Consider the following 16,080-nt stretch of genomic DNA (forward strand, 5'->3'; position numbering starts at 1 on the left):
CGATGACCACGAGCGACGAGAAAACCGGCGGATGCCAGTGCGGAGCAGTCCGCTTTCGTGTCGAAGGAACACTCGGCGACGCGTCCGTCTGCCACTGCCGAATGTGCCAGAAGGCATTCGGCGCGTTTTATGCTCCTCTCGTGAGCGTACGTGACGCAAAACTCGTTTGGACGCGCGGAACACCGGCAAAATTCCAGTCGTCGAACGCCGTGTTGCGCGGCTTCTGCGCCAACTGCGGCACGCCGCTGACCTATGAAGCGCCCGACGGCGTCGCGATCGCCATCGGAACCTTCGATGATCCGGCGAGTATCGTGCCGAAAGTGCAGTGGGGCGTCGAGGCCAAGCTCCCGTTTACGGACACCATTCCGGGCCTTCCGCAGCACGATACGCTTGCGGATACGAACGCGGCGCCGTTCCTGAAGACGCTCGTGTCGCATCAGCACCCGGATCACGATACGGATGTTTGGCCGCCGAAATGACGCTCATCGAAAAGAAGCTGACGTCGATTGACGATCTGATCGCGGCAGAACTCGTCTCGCGAAGCGACCGCGATGCGCTGACGACAGTCTCTGCCCGCTATGCCGTCGCCCTGACACCCTTCATCGCAAACCTGATCGATACGAACGACCCCAACGATCCGATTGCACGCCAGTTCATCCCCAGCGCCAAAGAACTCGAAACGCATCCGCGCGAAGAAGCCGATCCGATCGGCGACAACCTCAAGAGCCCGGCGCCCGGCATCGTCCACCGGTATGCAGATCGCGTGCTGCTGAAGATCGCGAGCGTCTGCCCTGTCTATTGCCGCTTCTGCTTCCGCCGCGAAATGGTCGGACCGAGCAACGGCGAAGCGCTTTCATCAGCCGACCTTGCTTCGGCTCTCGACTACATCGCTGCAAATCCCAAAATCTGGGAAGTCATTCTGACGGGCGGTGATCCGTTCATCCTCTCGCCCCGCCGCATCGAGGACGTCACCGCAGCATTGTCTGCGATCCCACACGTCAAAATCTTGCGATGGCATACGCGTGTCCCGGTTGTAGACCCGACCCGCATAACGGACGACCTCATCGCTGCACTGAAAGCGACCACCAAAACCGTCTTCGTCGGAATTCACACGAACCACGCGCGCGAACTCGAAGGCCGCGCGAGCGACGCCATCGCCCGGCTTGTCGACGCCGGAATTCCGCTAGTCAGCCAGACTGTCCTGCTGAAAGGCGTCAACGATAACGCCGACACGCTGGAAGCCCTGATGCGCCGCCTCGTCGAGTTACGCGTGAAGCCGTACTATCTCCATCACGGCGATCTCGCGCCAGGCACCGCGCACTTTCGAACGACCATCGCCGAAGGACGCGCTTTGATGGCTGAATTGCGCCGGCGCATCTCCGGCCTCGCGCTTCCGACCTACGTTCTCGACCTCCCCGGCGCTCACGGCAAAGTCCCAATTGAACGCCATGCGACGATGGCGGACGACGGCGTCGACATTTTCACCGACCGCAACGGCCGAAATCACCGTTACGAGGATGCTTGCGCCGCCCCCGGCGTGCCCTGATCTCCGTAGATCGCCGGGCACCATGCCCGGCCATAATCAGTTCTTTCGATTGGACGCCTCGCGGTTTCGATGCCAGATTGCCGCATCAGAACAGGCCGGAAAACGGCTGGCATCGACTGGAGGAACTGAATGAACGACGAACCGGCCCGCGAAAAGTTTTTCGGTGCATGTCCGCACGATTGCCCGGACACTTGCGCGATGATTTACGAGGTCCAGGATGGCCGGCTGGTCGATGTGCGTGGCAACAAGGACCATCCCATCACGCGCGGCGGTCTGTGCGTAAAGCTCAAGGACTTCGCCGATCACCATGCCAACCCGGATCGGCTGATGTATCCGCTTCGCCGCGTCGGCCCGAAGGGCTCGGGACCGAATGGCGGCAACGTTTTCGAGCGCATAACCTGGGACGAAGCGATCTCCGAGATCGGCACCCGCTGGCGCGAAATCATCGCGACGTACGGTGCGCAGGCGATCATGCCGCAAAGCTATCTCGGCAACATGGGCCTCGTGCAGGGCATCAACTCAGGCGATCCATTCTTCAACCGCCTCGGCTCCACCGTCAACGAGAAGACCTACTGCACGTCGGGCTCGTCGACGGCCTGGCTTCTGACGCATGGTCCGACGGGCGGTGTCGATCCGGAAAGCTTCGTCCACAGCAAGTACGTCGTCATCTGGGCCTGCAATTCGATCTCGACCAACCTGCATCATTGGCCATTCGTGCTCGAAGCGCAGAAGCGCGGCGCCAAGATCGTCGTCGTCGACCCCTATAAATCCCGCACGGCGAAGGCCGCCGACTGGCACATCTGCCCGAAGCCCGGCACCGACGGAGCGCTCGCTCTCGGCATCATCAATTCGATGGTCGAGCAGGGACTGATCGACCAGGACTACGTCGACAATTACACGCAGGGCTTCCCTGAGCTCAAAGCTCGCGCCGCCGATTTCACCCTCGAATACGTCGAGCGCGTCACCGGCGTGAAAGCGGCCGATATCACCAAGTTCGCCCGCGAATTCGCGACCTCGCAACCAGCCGCCATTCGCATCGGCGTCGCCATCGAGCGATCGGCCGGCGGCGCCCAGGCCGCCCGTGCCGTCTACGCAATTCCGGCGGTCTGCGGGGCGTGGCGTCACGTCGGCGGCGGCATGCTGCAATTGCCGCTGTGGGACTTCCCCGTAGATTGGGTGAAGGCCGCACGGCCCGACTGGATCAAGCCCGGCACGCGCGTCGTCAACAATCTCCGGCTCGGCCAGGCGCTGAACGGGGAAATGAAGCTCGATCCGCCGATCAAGAGCATGTTCGTCTTCTGCACCAACCCCGTCAGTCAGTCGCCCGAGACCAACAAGATCGTCGAAGGATTGATGCGGGAAGACCTGTTCACGGTCGTCGCCGAACACTTCATCACCGACACAGCGAAATATGCCGACATCATCCTGCCATCCGCGATGGCGGGCGAAGCTGAAGACATGATGTGGTCATGGGGCCACTTCTATTTCACGTACAATGAGAAGGCGATCGACCCGCCCGGCGAATGCAAGCCAACGAGCGACCTGTGGCGATTGCTCGCCAAGGAGATGGGCTTCGACGACCCGGTCTTCAAAATGACCGACAGCGAGCTTTGCGCCGAATACATCAACTGGACCGACCCCAAGATGGGCGGCGTCGACATGGAGTACTTCAAGAAGCACGGGTACTACAAAATTGACGTCGGCTCCGCGGATACGCGCACGCCGCACAGCGAGGGCAAGTTCCCGACACCATCGGGGAAAATCGAACTGCTGGTGCACGACGCGAAGAACTTCGTCGCCGGGCCGTTCCGCGCCATGTACGAGGGCGAACAAGACGGTACGCCGATTGATCCGCTGCCTGGCTATGTGCCGGTTCGTGAATCGCCTGAGACCAACCCGGAACTGGCAAAGCGATATCCGCTCAACATCATCTCACCGAAGAGCCACGCCTTCTTGAACTCGTGCTACGCCAACGAGCCGCACAAGATCAAAATCCAAGGCGAGCAGTTCGTGATGATTTCTCCGTTCGACGCCGCCAAGCGGAACATCCGCGAAGGCGATCCGGTCCGCGTGCAGAACGAGCGCGGCGACTTCGAAGGCGTCGCGCGTGTGACGGACGACGTCACGCCCGGCATCGTCGTCGCGACGCTCGGCTATTGGCGGTCCCTCAACCGGTCTGACGGCTCCGTCAACTCCATCTCGTCGGACGCATGGAGCGGCCTCGGCCGGGCACCGACATTCTCGGACAATCTGGTCGAGGTTCATCGCGTGAACTGAGGCGGCGCAACCGCCGCCGTCGACGAAGCTCTGGGGTCTGCACGGCCAAGGTTGTGCAGACCTCTTGTTCCCTAGGAGACATCCTGCGGGGCTACATTGCGCTATAACCAGCCCGGGGAAGTAGGTTGACGATCTGACACGGGCCTCCGGAACGTCCGGGCGCTCCGGTCGTCCGCCAGGCAGGCGATGGAAGCTCATGTCACCCGTTCACGCGGCGCTCGCCGCGATCACATATCTGCTCGTCAAGCACGCGATCGCCGACTTCATCCTCCAGACGGACCAGATATTCCGCCAAAAGGGATCCTACGGTGCGCCGGGCGGGCTGTGGCACGCGCTCATCCATATCCTATTGACGGCGCCGGTTTTTTTGCTTTTCCCGGGCGGTAGTCCCGGCCTCGCCGCAGTGCTGCTCGCTGGCGAATTCGTCCTTCACTATCATATCGACTGGACGAAAGAGCAGATCGTCCGCCGCGAAGGTTGGACGCCGAAGGACAAATACTTCTGGTGGGCTCTCGGCATTGACCAGCTGCTGCACGGCCTCACCTACGTCGCCATCCTTTGGATTTGGCTCCCCCCCGCCTAACCAGCGCCGTTATGCGCTCCTTGCCCATCTTGCGCAGGATGTCGCCGGTCTGCCATATGCGGCAGGGCGCGCGGACTGGCGTACCAATCCGCACACCGCGTTAATATTATTCCACACCCGACGTAACATTTCGCCATCCGCCACCGAAGACAATTGAGAAGGCGTAATTTTGGACCGAAAGGCTCGAGACGCTGAGTGGACGGGACTGATGCGCTCCGCGATCGCGGGCGATCAGGTGGCCTATCGCCGCCTGCTCTCCGAGCTTTCGCAGGCGTTAAGAGGAGTCGTCCGCCGGGGCTTCGCAGGTGTCGGCGTGCCGGCGAGCGAGGTGGAGGACGTGGTGCAGGACGTACTGCTGGCAATCCATTTAAAAAGACATACATGGGACCAGACGTTGCCGCTCGGCCCTTGGGTGATCGCCATCGCGCGCAACAAGATGATCGACGATCTGCGTCGCCGCGGCCGGCGGCCCGAAGTCCCCGTGGATCTGAGCGAGTTCGACTTCGAAGGCGAAGACCAGCAGGCCTCCATCGATGCCCATGACGTCGGGCGCGTCCTCAGCCGCCTGTCCGACAAGAACCGCGATATCGTTCAGTCGATCAGCATCGACGGGCAATCGGCGCGGGACGTTGCGGAGCGCCTTGGGATGAGTGAAGTGGCCGTTCGCGTTGCCCTGCATCGAAGTCTGAAGGCGCTGGCGGATACCTATCAAGAGAAGAAATTATGAAGACAGACGACCTCATCAATGCCATTGCCGCCGACGCCAAAAGCGTCGAGCCGCCAATTGCGCAGACCGTCGCGATAGCGGTCGGCGTGGGCGCATTGATCTCGGCCGTTCTCTTTCTCTGGACGATCGGCATACGGGACAATTTCGCGGAATCGATGGTGTCTTCGCTTCGCTTTGTATTCAAGTTCGTGCTCACGCTGAGCTTGGCGATTCCGGCCTACGTCCTCGTTCGCGGATTGTCGCGACCGGACTTCCAGCCCGGAAAGAAACTGTGGTTTCTGGCGCTCGCTCCGGCGCTGCTTCTGATTGGCATTGGGCTCGAGCTTCTCTCGGTGCCGCAGGACGAATGGCACGCGCGGATGATGGGCCACAATTCCGTGGCATGCATGATCGTCATCCCGCTCCTGTCGTTGGCGCCGCTGGCCGCTGTTCTTTACGCGCTGCGCCGCGGCGCGCCGTCGAACCCGGCAATTGGAGGCGCCGTGGGCGGATTGCTTTCGGCCGGCATTGGAGCGACGCTTTATGCCAGCCACCGCCCTGACGACAGCCCGCTGTTTCTCGCAGCTTGGTACCCGATTGGCATCGTTTTGATGACCGCCATCGGCGCGCTGATCGGATCGCGCATTTTACGCTGGTAGCCCACGCGGCCTAAAGCAGATCGCGAATGCGGTAATACAGCATACCGAGCGCCAGCATGTAATTGCCCGCGACCTCGCTGAGCGGCAGCCGAACGTGTCTGATCCGCTCGAACAGATCGAACTGCTCCGTCTGCCCACAAATTGCATCAGAAACGATTTCCGCTGCAATGTGCGTCGCGTTCACGCCATGCCCCGAATATCCCTGAAGATAGTAAAGGTTCGGCTGAAGCCGCCCGATGGCCGGCACGCGGTTGACGACGATGGCAATCGTTCCGCCCCACGCGAACTCGACGCGCACGTCTTTCAACTGCGGAAAAACCTCGACCATACGCGGACGCATGACGGCGGCAATATCCGGCGGATCGCGATTGGTATAGTTGCAGCGGCCGCCGAACAGCATGCGCCGGTCGGCCGACATCCGGTAATAATCGAGCACGACGTTACTGTCGGCGACCGCGAGATTTTGCGGATCGACCGTCGCCGTCTCGGCTCCCGTCAAAGGCTCGGTTGCGATGATATAGCTGCCCGCCGGCAGCATCAGTCCTTTGAGTCCCCGCTGCCCGAAACGATTGAAAATCTCGCCGCCGATGACGATCGTCTGCGCTTCGACCCGGCCGCGATCCGTCTGAACCCAGGGCTTCGCTCCGCCCGAAAGATTGACGGCAGGTGAGTTCTCGAAAATTTTGACCCCGAGCGAAGCGGCAGCGTTCGCTTCGCCGCGGCAGAGATTGAGCGGATGCAAGTGGCCGCTGCGCCGGTCGATGTAGCCGCCGTAATACGACGTCGTCCCGAGCACACCCGGCATCGCGTCCGCTTCGACGATCTCGAGTCCGCCGCCGTCGCCGTCCTTGATGCGATCCTCGACGTAGTCCCGCATGTGATTCATATGGCGGGGACGCGCTGCAACTTCCATCCAGCCGTACTTCAGATCACAGGCGATGCCATACTTCGCGATCCGGCCCTCGATGATCTCGTGACCGCGGTAACGAATGTCGCGAACGAGTTTTGCACCCGCTTCGCCAAGCTGTTGCTTGATCGTCGCTTCGCCGCTGATGCCGCCGATCATCTGGCCGCCGTTGCGCCCAGAAGCGCCCCAGCCGATGCGCTTGGCTTCGAGCAGCACCACGGACCGGCCGCGCTCAGCCAACGTCAGCGCCGTGGCGACGCCCGAGAAGCCGCCGCCGATAACGCACACGTCCGCCTTGACCGTACCTTCGAGCGCCGGATAGCGCGTCTGGTCGTTCGCCGTCGCGGCATAGTACGAGCGTATGTAATCTGGATCGGTCACGATAAGCCGCTGCTTAGCGCGCCGGGCGGCGAAACACAAATCCCGCGTGACATCCTCAGCCCGCAGCTCCGAAGGCTTTGCGCCGTTCTCGTTCCGAGCGTTCCGTCTGCCGCTTCGTAACGTACGCTGCCAGCAGCAAGCCGATTGTGACAATGCCGATCAGGATTGTCGAAATGGCGTTGATTTCCGGCGTCACGCCCAGTCGAACCTGACTGTAGATCTTCATAGGCAGCGTCGTCGCGCCGGGCCCTGTCGCGAAGCTCGAGATCACGAGATCATCGAGTGATAGCGTGAACGACAGCAGCCATGCCGAGATCACGGAGGGCGCGATGATCGGCAACGTCACCTGGAAGAAGGTGTTGATCGGCGTTGCGCCGAGATCCATCGCCGCCTCTTCGACGGATTTGTCGAAGTCCTGAAGGCGCGCCTGCACGACGACTGCCGCATAGCACATCGTGAAGGTGATATGCGCCATCGTAATGGTCCAAAAACCACGGTCGAATCCCATGGCGACGAACAACAGAAGCAGCGACAGACCGATGATGACTTCCGGCATGACGAGAGGGGCGAAAATCATGCCCGAGAAAAGCGTGCGGCCGGGGAAACGCCCCATCCGCACCAGAGTGATCGCAGCGAGCGTGCCAAGAACCGTCGAGACGGTCGCAGACACGAGCCCGACGCGGATCGTCACCCAGGCGGCATCCTTCAAAGCCTGATTTTCGAGAAGCGCGCTATACCACTTCGTCGACCAGCCCGCCCATACCGTGACGAGCTTCGACTCGTTGAAGCTGAATATCACCAGGAGGAGGATCGGAATGTAAAGGAACGCGAAGCCGAACGTGATTGACGTCAGATTGAACCAGGAGAAGTTCTTATTCATCGCCCGCTCTCCCGCTCGATCTGCTGCTGGCGCTGGAAGAGTACAATCGGGATCGTCAACACCAGCAACAGGATGACCGCCACAGCCGACGCAAGGGGCCAGTCACGGTTGTTGAAGAATTCGTTCCACAGCGTCTTGCCGATCATCAAGGTGTCGGATCCGCCCAACAGATCCGGGATCACGAACTCGCCGACGGCTGGAATGAAAACGAGAAGGCAGCCCGCGAAGACGCCGGGCAGCGATAGCGGAAAGGTGATTTGCCAGAAGGCGCGCCACGGTCGCGAGCCGAGATCCTGAGCCGCTTCGAGCAATGCCGGATTGATTTTTTCGAGGCTCGCATAGAGCGGCAGGATCATGAACGGCAGATACGAATAGACGATGCCGATGTAGACCGCCGTCGTCGTGTTCATGATCTGCAGCGGCTCACTGATGATGCCGAGCTTCATCAGGAACATGGTGAGAAACCCTTCCGGCTTCAGGATCGCGATCCAGGCATAAATGCGGATCAGGAACGAGGTCCAGAACGGCAGGATGACGAGCATCATCAGCGTCGGCTGCCAGGATTTAGGCGCCCGCGCCATGCCGTACGCCATCGGATAAGCGACGAGCAGCGTCAGAACAGTCGAGATCGCCGCAATCTTCACGCTCGATAAGTAGGCGTTGACGTAGAGCGGATCACCGAAAATGAAGGTGTAATTCTCGAAGTCGAGCTGCGAGATGAACTTCCCGATGCCCTCCGACCAACTGAAAGTCGGTGTGTAGGGCGGAATGGCCGTCGCAACATCTGAAAGCGAGAGCTTGAAGACGATGAAGAACGGAATGAGGAAGAAAATCAGCAGCCACAAATATGGCGCAGCAATTACATACCAGCGTCCGAGGCCGTTAGCCTTTGCACTCATGGTTCGCCTCAACCCGTCAGAACCACGCCCGCGTCGACGGGCCAGTCGAGCCAAACGCCGTCTTCCCAGCTGATCGGCCGCTCGACGGTATGCGCTGCGTTGGCGCGCAATGCGGTAATGCGTTCCCCCGGAGCGGTGCGGACATGATAATGGGAAATTGACCCCAGATACCCGATGTCCTCGACCTTGCCGGGAATGGCGTTGACCGCGCTTGCCGGCTGCTCGTGTGCGATGCGGATCTTCTCGGGCCTCAGCGCCAGCCACACCTGTTGACCGACCGAAACCGGCTCAGAGCTGCGCGTTTTAAATTGATAGCCGTCCTTCGCACTGATCTCGATGCAACCGTCACCGATCGCAGAGACCGTTCCCTCGAAGACATTCACGTCCCCGATGAAGCCTGCGATGTAGCGGGTCTTCGGATTCTCATAGATATCGCCGGGCGTCGCGACCTGAACGAGTACGCCCTTCTCCATGACGGCAATCCGGCTCGCGACCGTCATCGCCTCTTCCTGATCGTGGGTCACGATGATGAAGGTCGTGCCCGTCGTTTCCTGAATGCGCATCAGTTCGAATTGGGCCTGCTGGCGCAGCTTCTTGTCGAGCGCGCCAAGTGGCTCATCCAGCAAAACGATCCTGGGCTTCTTGGCGATCGCGCGCGCAAGAGCGACACGCTGCTGCTGTCCGCCCGACAGCTGATTGGGCTTGCGTTTCGCAAACTGGCGAAGCTCCAGCATGCCCATGGCTTCATCGACGCGTTCAGCAATCAAATTTTTGGGCATACCCTCCTGGCGGAGCCCGAAACCGATGTTGCCTTCGACCGTCATATGCGGAAAGAGCGCATACGACTGGAACATCATGTTCACAGGACGCTGATAGGGAGGCAGGTCTGTAATGTCTTGCCCGGCGACGATCGTCTTCCCCTGCGTCGGCCGCTCGAAGCCAGCAAGCATGCGCAGCAACGTACTTTTTCCGCAGCCCGACGGACCGAGCAACGCGAAGAACTCTTTCTCATAAATATCGAGCGTCACGTCATTGACGGCGACGAAATCGTCGAACCGCTTCGTTATCCCCTCGAAGCGAACGATGGGCGACAGGCTAGGGTTCTTCCAAGGAGCGAACCCCGACTGCGGCGCAGCCGTGCGAGGCCCGGCACGCTGGGACGAGGCATTGCTTGCCTGTGGATCGCGAGCAGTCACAACACCCATGTCTGACGTCCTTTAAGTATTCCTAGCGGCCCAATCACATGACGAGTGCACAAGAAAAAACCGCGCCAGGTTTTTGCTGGCGCGGTTTTTGGTTATTGCCCAGTCGTGATCCGGGTCCACATTCGGGTTACCAGCCGTTGCGTTTTGTTGTCCCAAGCGGTCTTCACGTAGAGCTTCTTGAATGTCTCGGGGTCAGGATAGACCGCCGGGTTCTTCAGTACACTCTCGTCGATATCTTTCTGCGAAGCAAGGTTTCCGTTGGCGTATTGAATGAAGTTCGACGCCTTTGCCATCACTTCCGGACGGTTGAGATAGTTGAGGAAAATGTGAGCCTCTTCGACATCCTTGGCATCCGCGGGGATGGCCATCATGTCGAACCACATCTGCGTGCCTTCCTTCGGCAGCGCGTAATGGATCGTCTGCCCGTTCTTCGCTTCCTCGGCCCTGTCGGCCGACTGGAGGATGTCTCCCGACCAGCCAAGTGCCATGCAGATGTCGCCGTTCGCAAGCGCGTTGATATATTCCGATGAGTGGAATTTCTTGATGTAGGGCCGGATCTTCATCATCAGATCCTCGGCCTTCTTGAAGTCCTCTTCCTTGGTCGTGTTGGGATCGATGCCGAGGTAATTGAGCGCCACAGGAAGAATGTCTTCCGGCGAATCGAGCACGTAAATTCCGCAATCCTTGAACTTGGCGGCGATCTCGGGCTTGAAAATGATGTCAAGAGAATCGACCGGTGCATCCGGCATACGTTCCTTGATCTTGGCTTCGTTGTAGCCGACGCCGGTCGTGCCCCACATCCAGTTCATTGCGTACTGATTGTCCGGATCATACTGGGCAACCCGGTTGTACACCTCGGGCCAGGCATTGGCGAAGTTCGGGATCTTGGACTTGTCGAGCTTCTGGAAGACCCCCGCCTTGATCTGACGCGACAGGAACGATCCGGTCGGCACGACCACGTCATATCCGCTGCCGCCCGCCAAAAGCTTCGTTTCCAGAACTTCGTTGCTGTCAAAGACGTCGTAGACGACCTTGATGCCCGTCTCTTTGGTAAAGTCCGTCAGGATCTCTGGGTCGATATAATCCGACCAGTTGTAGACCTTGACGACCCTGTCAGCTGCATAAGCCCCCGCACCTATCAGCGTAACAGCGGCCACAGCAACGCCTGCGGCGCAACGCACCACTTTCCCTACAGTCAACATTGGAATTCCTCCAGAACCTGTCGCAACCAGGATCGCCCGAAAAGAGCTGCTTCATTGCAAAACACCGCTCTCATCGGCATTTTGCTAAACATCTCCCATTGTGCTCAATTTGTTTGAGGAGCACAACGGACCAATGTAAAAAGATCGAAGTAATCGGCACCTGCATAAGCAGTAAAGACAGCAAACTAAACTGCGCGTTCTTCGAGCAGGTGCCGCCCGATTGAACAGGGTTATGGTTTATCTAAACGGGCAACGGACTATGCTGCGCCGCTCTATTGAGGTTCTACCGCCGACCAGTTTAACTCTGCTGGCGTTCTGAACTCGAAACTCCGACATGTCTGACGATGCCCGACGAGATGTGCAGAGCCCTGCCGATGCCGTGGCTCAGGCGCGCCTCCGGAGCCGCGAAGCATTCCACTAGACGCCACCGAGTGAGACGCGCCACATGGAAACGAACAAACCAAAATTCTCAGGTGCCCTTATGACTGCCCCACCCGCACGAATACTGAACGAAGATGGCGACTTCGGCGCCGGCTCGACACCCGAAGCACTTCGCGATTGGCTGCGCCAGCATCGTATCGAAGAAATTGATTGCGCCGTGCCGGACATTGCAGGCGTTGCGCGCGGCAAGACGATGCCCGCCGAGAAGTTCGTGAAGCTCGATGCGGTCCACCTTCCGATTTCGATCTTCCATCAGACGATTACGGGCGACTACGTCGGCTTCGAAGAGGACGGCCAGGAACTTTACGCCGAAAGCGATCTGATGATGGTGCCGGATCTTTCGACCATCCGGCCGGCTCCGTGGGCATCAAGTCCAACGGCCCAGGTCATTCATGACGCCCAATGGCAGAGCGGAGACCCTGTCGAGATCGCGCCCCGCAACGTTCTGAAACGCATCGTCGATCTCTACGCCAAGGAAGGCTGGGTGCCGGTCGTCGCGCCCGAACTCGAATTCTATCTGACGAAGACCAACCCCGATCCCGACTATCCGCTGGAGCCGCCGATGGGCCGCTCGGGCCGCCCAGGCGCTGGCCGCCAAGCCTATAGCCTCGGCGCCGTCGACGAATACGACAAGATCGTCGACGACATCTACGAGTTCGCCGAGCGGCAATATCTGAAGATCGATACGATCATTCAGGAAGGCGGCGCAGCCCAGCTCGAAATCAATCTGCTGCACGGCGATCCGGTCGATCTCGCCGATCAGGTCTTCCTGTTCAAGCGGACCATTCGCGAAGCGGCATTCGCGCAGAACTGCTACGCGACCTTCATGGCCAAGCCCCTCGCCAACCAGCCGGGCAGCGCCATGCACGTCCATCAAAGCGTCGTTGACGCGAAGACCGGCAAGAACATCTTTACGCAGCCGAACGGCGAGCCGAGCAAGCTGTTCTTCAATTTCCTCGCGGGTCAGCAAGCGTACCTGCCAGCCGCGATGTGCCTCATCGCACCCTACGTCAATTCTTATCGCCGGCTCGTGCCGAATGGCGCCGCTCCGATTAACGTCGAATGGGGTTATGACAACCGCTCCGCCGGATTGCGGGTGCCCATCTCGCCGACGGTGGCGCGACGCGTGGAAAATCGTCTCGCCGGCGCCGATTCAAATCCCTACCTAGCGCTCGCAGCCAGCCTCGCCTGCGGCTATCTCGGAATGAAGAACGAACTCGAGCCGCGTCAAGCGGTCGTCGGCAACGCCTATCGAAACGACCACCAACTGCCGCGCGGCTTACTTGAAGCGCTGACCGACTTCGAAGAGAACACCGCACTCCACGACATCCTCGGCAAACGCTTTTGCCACGTGTACCTCGCATTGAAGCGCAGCGAGTTTGAGGAATTCATGCGCGTCATCAGCCCGTGGGAGCGCGAGCATCTTCTCCTGAGCGTTTGATCTGAGCCGATCACCAACGAACAGCCGCCGGGGACACTCCCCGGCGGCCCAGGCCAAACGCCTGCGTTGTATGCGGACCATCAGCCAACGTCGCACACACTAAAACCGGCGTTATGTCTCTTTATTTGAACCTCGGTTAGAAATTTTTAATCCTGCATTCAAACAAAGTTTCAATTTTCCACCAATGCTGGATTGATTCCCAATACTGCTGAGCAAAAGTCATATGGCGGACAAGACCTCGCATGCGCTATCCAGCGCGTGGCTCGAGGAGGGCACGGATTTTTCTCGATGACATTAAAGGCTGAAACTTTGGCTCAAAAAACGGGCGACACCATTCTGTTCGTCGACGACGAACCGCTCTCGTTGAAATACTTCAAAAGCTCTGTCGGAAAATATGCCAACGTCGTGACAGCGAGCAGCCCCGAAGCGGCGCTGCATATATTAGAGTCAGCCGGCGACGACATTTCGGTTGTCGTGAGCGACGAACGCATGCCGCGCGAGAGCGGCGTCTCCTTCCTGAGCGAAGTCCGCAAATCATGGCCCTCAACCGTCCGCGTGCTGACTAGCGCCTATGCCAACATCGATAATTTGCAGCACGCCATCAACGACGCTGCAATCTATCGCTTCGTGCCCAAGCCCTGGAATATCGACGAATTATGCACGGCGATGCAGGATGCGCTTCACGTCGAGCGCTCGGCCGCCGCCGTGTCCGAACCGGTGCTTGGCCCGAGCAGTGGGGGAGGAGATGCGGAAAGCGCGAACATGGCACTCCTCGCCGTTCTGGCGGCCGGCCTCGAAACGCCGCTGAAATCCCTTGATACTGAAGCACTCCAACTCGCTCAGCTGAGCCGGCCGAGTTCTTTGGAAGCTTCTCCTTCGGTTACTTCGTATCTCGGATCCTGGGGGTCCCGGTTGAGGTTTGGAAAGATGAATGCATCCGCCATGCAGATCCGGCGCGACGTCGAGCATTGCAAGTCGCTGGCGAAGTCCATCGGCAACCTTGCGCGCAGCCTCTCGGATCCCGCCACCACGCAATCGTCTTCGATGGCCGATACCCTTTCCGAAGTCGTCGAGCAGGCCGTGATCTTCCCCTCTGGGACAACCCTCGCCAATCTCGCCACCGGTCAAGACTTCACGTATCGCATTCCGCGCGAGATCATGAAGTTCGTGCTGGCCAATTTGCTTCGGGGCGCAATGAAGTCCAACACTTTCCCGAGAGTGGAATTGGTTTCCGGTGCCGAACATAATGAGGTTCGAATCATTTCGGCCGTGGACCCCGAGCCGGGGACGATGGAAAATAATCAGTCCTGGCGAACGGTCCGCTGTGCCCTGTGGGCATTTGGAGGCGAACTGCTGTCCTCGACTGACAACAATTTGAGCATATCCACCCTTACCGTGTGCCTTCCGAAGGCATAAACCGACGAGATGTATCTCCAAGGCATTGATAATTCGAAATCATCTAAACGCTTTCTAAATACCGCAGCGCCAAACTGAACCACTGTGATAACCTTTTATTATCCACAGTCGGCGTAGTTCAGTCATGGAGCTGTCCCCTTGCGCATCGAAAGAGATATTGATCGCACGGTCTCATTCCGGAGCAGTCAGGGTACGGTTTTTCGCGGCACCCTGAGCAAGCTCTCAAGACGCAATATTGTCTTCGAGATCTACAATCCATTTTCGCCCGTTCAAATGTCCGAGGTCCTGAGCGATCTCAAGGTGCGGCGCGGCAAGAACCTCGTTTATCAAGGCGACGCGGTCGTAACCGGCATCGTCACAACAAGCATTTTGGTGGTCGTATCCGCGACGCTGGTAAATCAGTGGTCTGCCGTTGACGCGATCATCTCGGACCCTGCAGGACTTGAAGCCGAAGTCGGCCGTTTCGTCGATGAATGGGACCGCGCCAATAAACTTCAGCCGAACTATCAGCTCAAAGTCGCCGACCTCCGATCGTTCCTGAGCGACTTGAGCTTTTGGCTGGATCAGGTCGACCTGGCAGTCGAAGGCGAACCAGGTGCCAGCCACACCGTCCTCGACACCGCCCGATTTGAACAAATCAAAGCACCTGTGATGCCGCGTCTGACGCAGCTCTTCCTCGAACTCGAGGAAGCCTGCCGCCAGCTCGACGTCGACGAAGTCGAAAATCACAAGCAACTGGCCCAACGCGACCTACTGCCGCTCATGATGGCGTCGCCCTTCTTCAACCGCGTCTATTCCAAGCCCCTCGGCTACGCGGGCGACTACGAGATGGTGAACATGATGTTCCGCAAGGAGCGCCGCGGAAAGACCACCTATGGCCAGATCATTAATGATTGGTTGCTGAACGGAGGACCGCCCGAGGCCCACCGTAACCGCATCTACATGCTGGGCAAAATGCTCGACAAAGCGGCGGAAGACGCCGCCGCAGCAGACAAGAAGGTCCGCATCCTCAACGTCGGCTGCGGTCCGGTGCAGGAACTCCAGCTCTTCCTAGCGAAGAACAAGGATGCCCATCGCTTCTCATTCGATCTTCTTGATTTTAATGCCGAAACTCTCGCCTACGCCAAACGCCAGATCGAGGCGGCGACGGCCGGCAGCGAAGAACAGCCTAATGTCACGTACATCCTGAAGACGGTGCAGGATCTTCTGCGTCAAGCCATCGAGCTGCCGGAGAACTCCAAGACCTACGACATCATCTATTGCGCCGGTCTCTTCGATTACCTGTCCGATCGCGTTTGCACCAAACTGGTACGGCTCTTTTACCAGTGGTGCGAGCCGGGCGGACGCGTGATCGTTACAAATGTCCACTCGTCAAACCCTGTGAAAGGTTTGATGGAGCATATTATGGAGTGGCATCTGGTGATGCGTGACGAGTCGGATATGGTCCGCCTCGCGCCTGATCTTGGGCCGCTAAAGATTTATACAGATGAGACGGGTATCAACGTCTTTCTGGAGATAGATAAACCCCCCGTTTAAC

General features: G+C 59.1%; 14 protein-coding genes. 9 read left to right on the top strand and 5 right to left on the bottom strand.

Annotation, left to right across the window (positions count from 1 at the left end):
- The first annotated feature begins 2 nt into the window (after positions 1 to 2).
- The 6 genes from K2Q04_RS12060 (at position 3) to K2Q04_RS12085 (ending at position 5,771) form a co-directional block, all read left to right on the top strand.
- Positions 3 to 479 carry a GFA family protein gene (locus K2Q04_RS12060; RefSeq protein ID WP_291163845.1) on the top strand — a complete coding sequence of 159 codons (477 nt, stop codon included), beginning with the start codon at positions 3 to 5 and terminating at the stop codon, positions 477 to 479.
- Positions 476 to 1,546: a lysine-2,3-aminomutase-like protein gene (locus K2Q04_RS12065; RefSeq protein ID WP_291163847.1), complete on the top strand. Its 1,071-nt coding sequence runs from the start codon at positions 476 to 478 to the stop codon at positions 1,544 to 1,546. Before K2Q04_RS12060 ends, K2Q04_RS12065 begins: the two co-directional genes overlap by 4 nt.
- Positions 1,547 to 1,675: 129 nt before the next feature.
- Entirely contained in the window at positions 1,676 to 3,823 is a 2,148-nt protein-coding gene (locus K2Q04_RS12070) for a molybdopterin oxidoreductase family protein (protein WP_291163850.1), read from the top strand.
- A 196-nt stretch (positions 3,824 to 4,019) separates the two neighbouring features.
- Positions 4,020 to 4,406: a DUF3307 domain-containing protein gene (locus K2Q04_RS12075; protein WP_291163852.1), complete on the top strand. Its 387-nt coding sequence runs from the start codon at positions 4,020 to 4,022 to the stop codon at positions 4,404 to 4,406.
- 169 nt (positions 4,407 to 4,575) lie between these two features.
- Complete coding sequence (locus tag K2Q04_RS12080) at positions 4,576 to 5,133, top strand: sigma-70 family RNA polymerase sigma factor (protein WP_291163855.1); 558 nt, start codon at positions 4,576 to 4,578, stop codon at positions 5,131 to 5,133.
- Positions 5,130 to 5,771, top strand: coding sequence for a DUF1109 domain-containing protein (locus K2Q04_RS12085; protein WP_291163858.1), 642 nt, complete (start codon positions 5,130 to 5,132; stop codon positions 5,769 to 5,771). Before K2Q04_RS12080 ends, K2Q04_RS12085 begins: the two co-directional genes overlap by 4 nt.
- Positions 5,772 to 5,781: 10 nt before the next feature.
- Here K2Q04_RS12085 and K2Q04_RS12090 read toward each other — a convergent pair whose 3' ends face one another.
- From K2Q04_RS12090 to K2Q04_RS12110, 5 genes are all read right to left on the bottom strand, one after another.
- A complete protein-coding gene (locus K2Q04_RS12090) occupies positions 5,782 to 7,059 on the bottom strand; it encodes an FAD-binding oxidoreductase (protein ID WP_291163861.1) in 1,278 nt (425 codons plus the stop codon).
- Between the two features lie 55 nt (positions 7,060 to 7,114).
- Positions 7,115 to 7,939: an ABC transporter permease gene (locus K2Q04_RS12095; protein ID WP_291163864.1), complete on the bottom strand. Its 825-nt coding sequence runs from the start codon at positions 7,937 to 7,939 to the stop codon at positions 7,115 to 7,117.
- Positions 7,936 to 8,838 carry an ABC transporter permease subunit gene (locus K2Q04_RS12100; RefSeq protein WP_291163867.1) on the bottom strand — a complete coding sequence of 301 codons (903 nt, stop codon included), beginning with the start codon at positions 8,836 to 8,838 and terminating at the stop codon, positions 7,936 to 7,938. The genes K2Q04_RS12095 and K2Q04_RS12100 overlap by 4 nt, the downstream gene beginning before the upstream one ends.
- 8 nt (positions 8,839 to 8,846) lie before the next feature.
- A complete protein-coding gene (locus K2Q04_RS12105) occupies positions 8,847 to 10,043 on the bottom strand; it encodes an ABC transporter ATP-binding protein (RefSeq protein WP_291163870.1) in 1,197 nt (398 codons plus the stop codon).
- Between the two features lie 92 nt (positions 10,044 to 10,135).
- Positions 10,136 to 11,245 (bottom strand): polyamine ABC transporter substrate-binding protein, encoded by a 1,110-nt coding sequence (locus K2Q04_RS12110; protein ID WP_291163873.1) that lies wholly within the window; start codon positions 11,243 to 11,245, stop codon positions 10,136 to 10,138.
- Positions 11,246 to 11,726: 481 nt separating this feature from the next.
- Between K2Q04_RS12110 and K2Q04_RS12115 the strand changes: the two genes are divergently transcribed.
- The 3 genes from K2Q04_RS12115 to K2Q04_RS12125 all read left to right on the top strand — a co-directional run bounded on the left by K2Q04_RS12115 (position 11,727) and on the right by K2Q04_RS12125 (position 16,079).
- Positions 11,727 to 13,127 (top strand): glutamine synthetase family protein, encoded by a 1,401-nt coding sequence (locus K2Q04_RS12115; protein ID WP_291163958.1) that lies wholly within the window; start codon positions 11,727 to 11,729, stop codon positions 13,125 to 13,127.
- Between the two features lie 288 nt (positions 13,128 to 13,415).
- Positions 13,416 to 14,543, top strand: coding sequence for a response regulator (locus tag K2Q04_RS12120; protein WP_291163876.1), 1,128 nt, complete (start codon positions 13,416 to 13,418; stop codon positions 14,541 to 14,543).
- Positions 14,544 to 14,681: 138 nt separating this feature from the next.
- Positions 14,682 to 16,079, top strand: coding sequence for a class I SAM-dependent methyltransferase (locus tag K2Q04_RS12125; protein ID WP_291163879.1), 1,398 nt, complete (start codon positions 14,682 to 14,684; stop codon positions 16,077 to 16,079).
- Position 16,080 lies beyond the last annotated feature (1 nt).

The organism is Hyphomicrobium sp. (assembly GCF_019753045.1).
Classification (GTDB): Bacteria; Pseudomonadota; Alphaproteobacteria; order Rhizobiales; family Hyphomicrobiaceae; genus Hyphomicrobium_B.

Excerpts from the sequence above, each read along its gene's own strand:
- K2Q04_RS12065 (WP_291163847.1), top strand. The coding sequence starts at position 476 with ATGACGCTCATCGAAAAGAAGCTGACGTCGATTGACGATCTGATCGCG.
- K2Q04_RS12060 (WP_291163845.1), top strand. The coding sequence starts at position 3 with ATGACCACGAGCGACGAGAAAACCGGCGGATGCCAGTGCGGAGCAGTC.
- K2Q04_RS12095 (WP_291163864.1), bottom strand. The coding sequence starts at position 7,939 with ATGAATAAGAACTTCTCCTGGTTCAATCTGACGTCAATCACGTTCGGC.
- K2Q04_RS12120 (WP_291163876.1), top strand. The coding sequence starts at position 13,416 with ATGACATTAAAGGCTGAAACTTTGGCTCAAAAAACGGGCGACACCATT.
- K2Q04_RS12100 (WP_291163867.1), bottom strand. The coding sequence starts at position 8,838 with ATGAGTGCAAAGGCTAACGGCCTCGGACGCTGGTATGTAATTGCTGCG.
- K2Q04_RS12085 (WP_291163858.1), top strand. The coding sequence starts at position 5,130 with ATGAAGACAGACGACCTCATCAATGCCATTGCCGCCGACGCCAAAAGC.
- K2Q04_RS12110 (WP_291163873.1), bottom strand. The coding sequence starts at position 11,245 with ATGTTGACTGTAGGGAAAGTGGTGCGTTGCGCCGCAGGCGTTGCTGTG.
- K2Q04_RS12105 (WP_291163870.1), bottom strand. The coding sequence starts at position 10,043 with ATGGGTGTTGTGACTGCTCGCGATCCACAGGCAAGCAATGCCTCGTCC.
- K2Q04_RS12075 (WP_291163852.1), top strand. The coding sequence starts at position 4,020 with ATGTCACCCGTTCACGCGGCGCTCGCCGCGATCACATATCTGCTCGTC.
- K2Q04_RS12115 (WP_291163958.1), top strand. The coding sequence starts at position 11,727 with ATGACTGCCCCACCCGCACGAATACTGAACGAAGATGGCGACTTCGGC.
- K2Q04_RS12070 (WP_291163850.1), top strand. The coding sequence starts at position 1,676 with ATGAACGACGAACCGGCCCGCGAAAAGTTTTTCGGTGCATGTCCGCAC.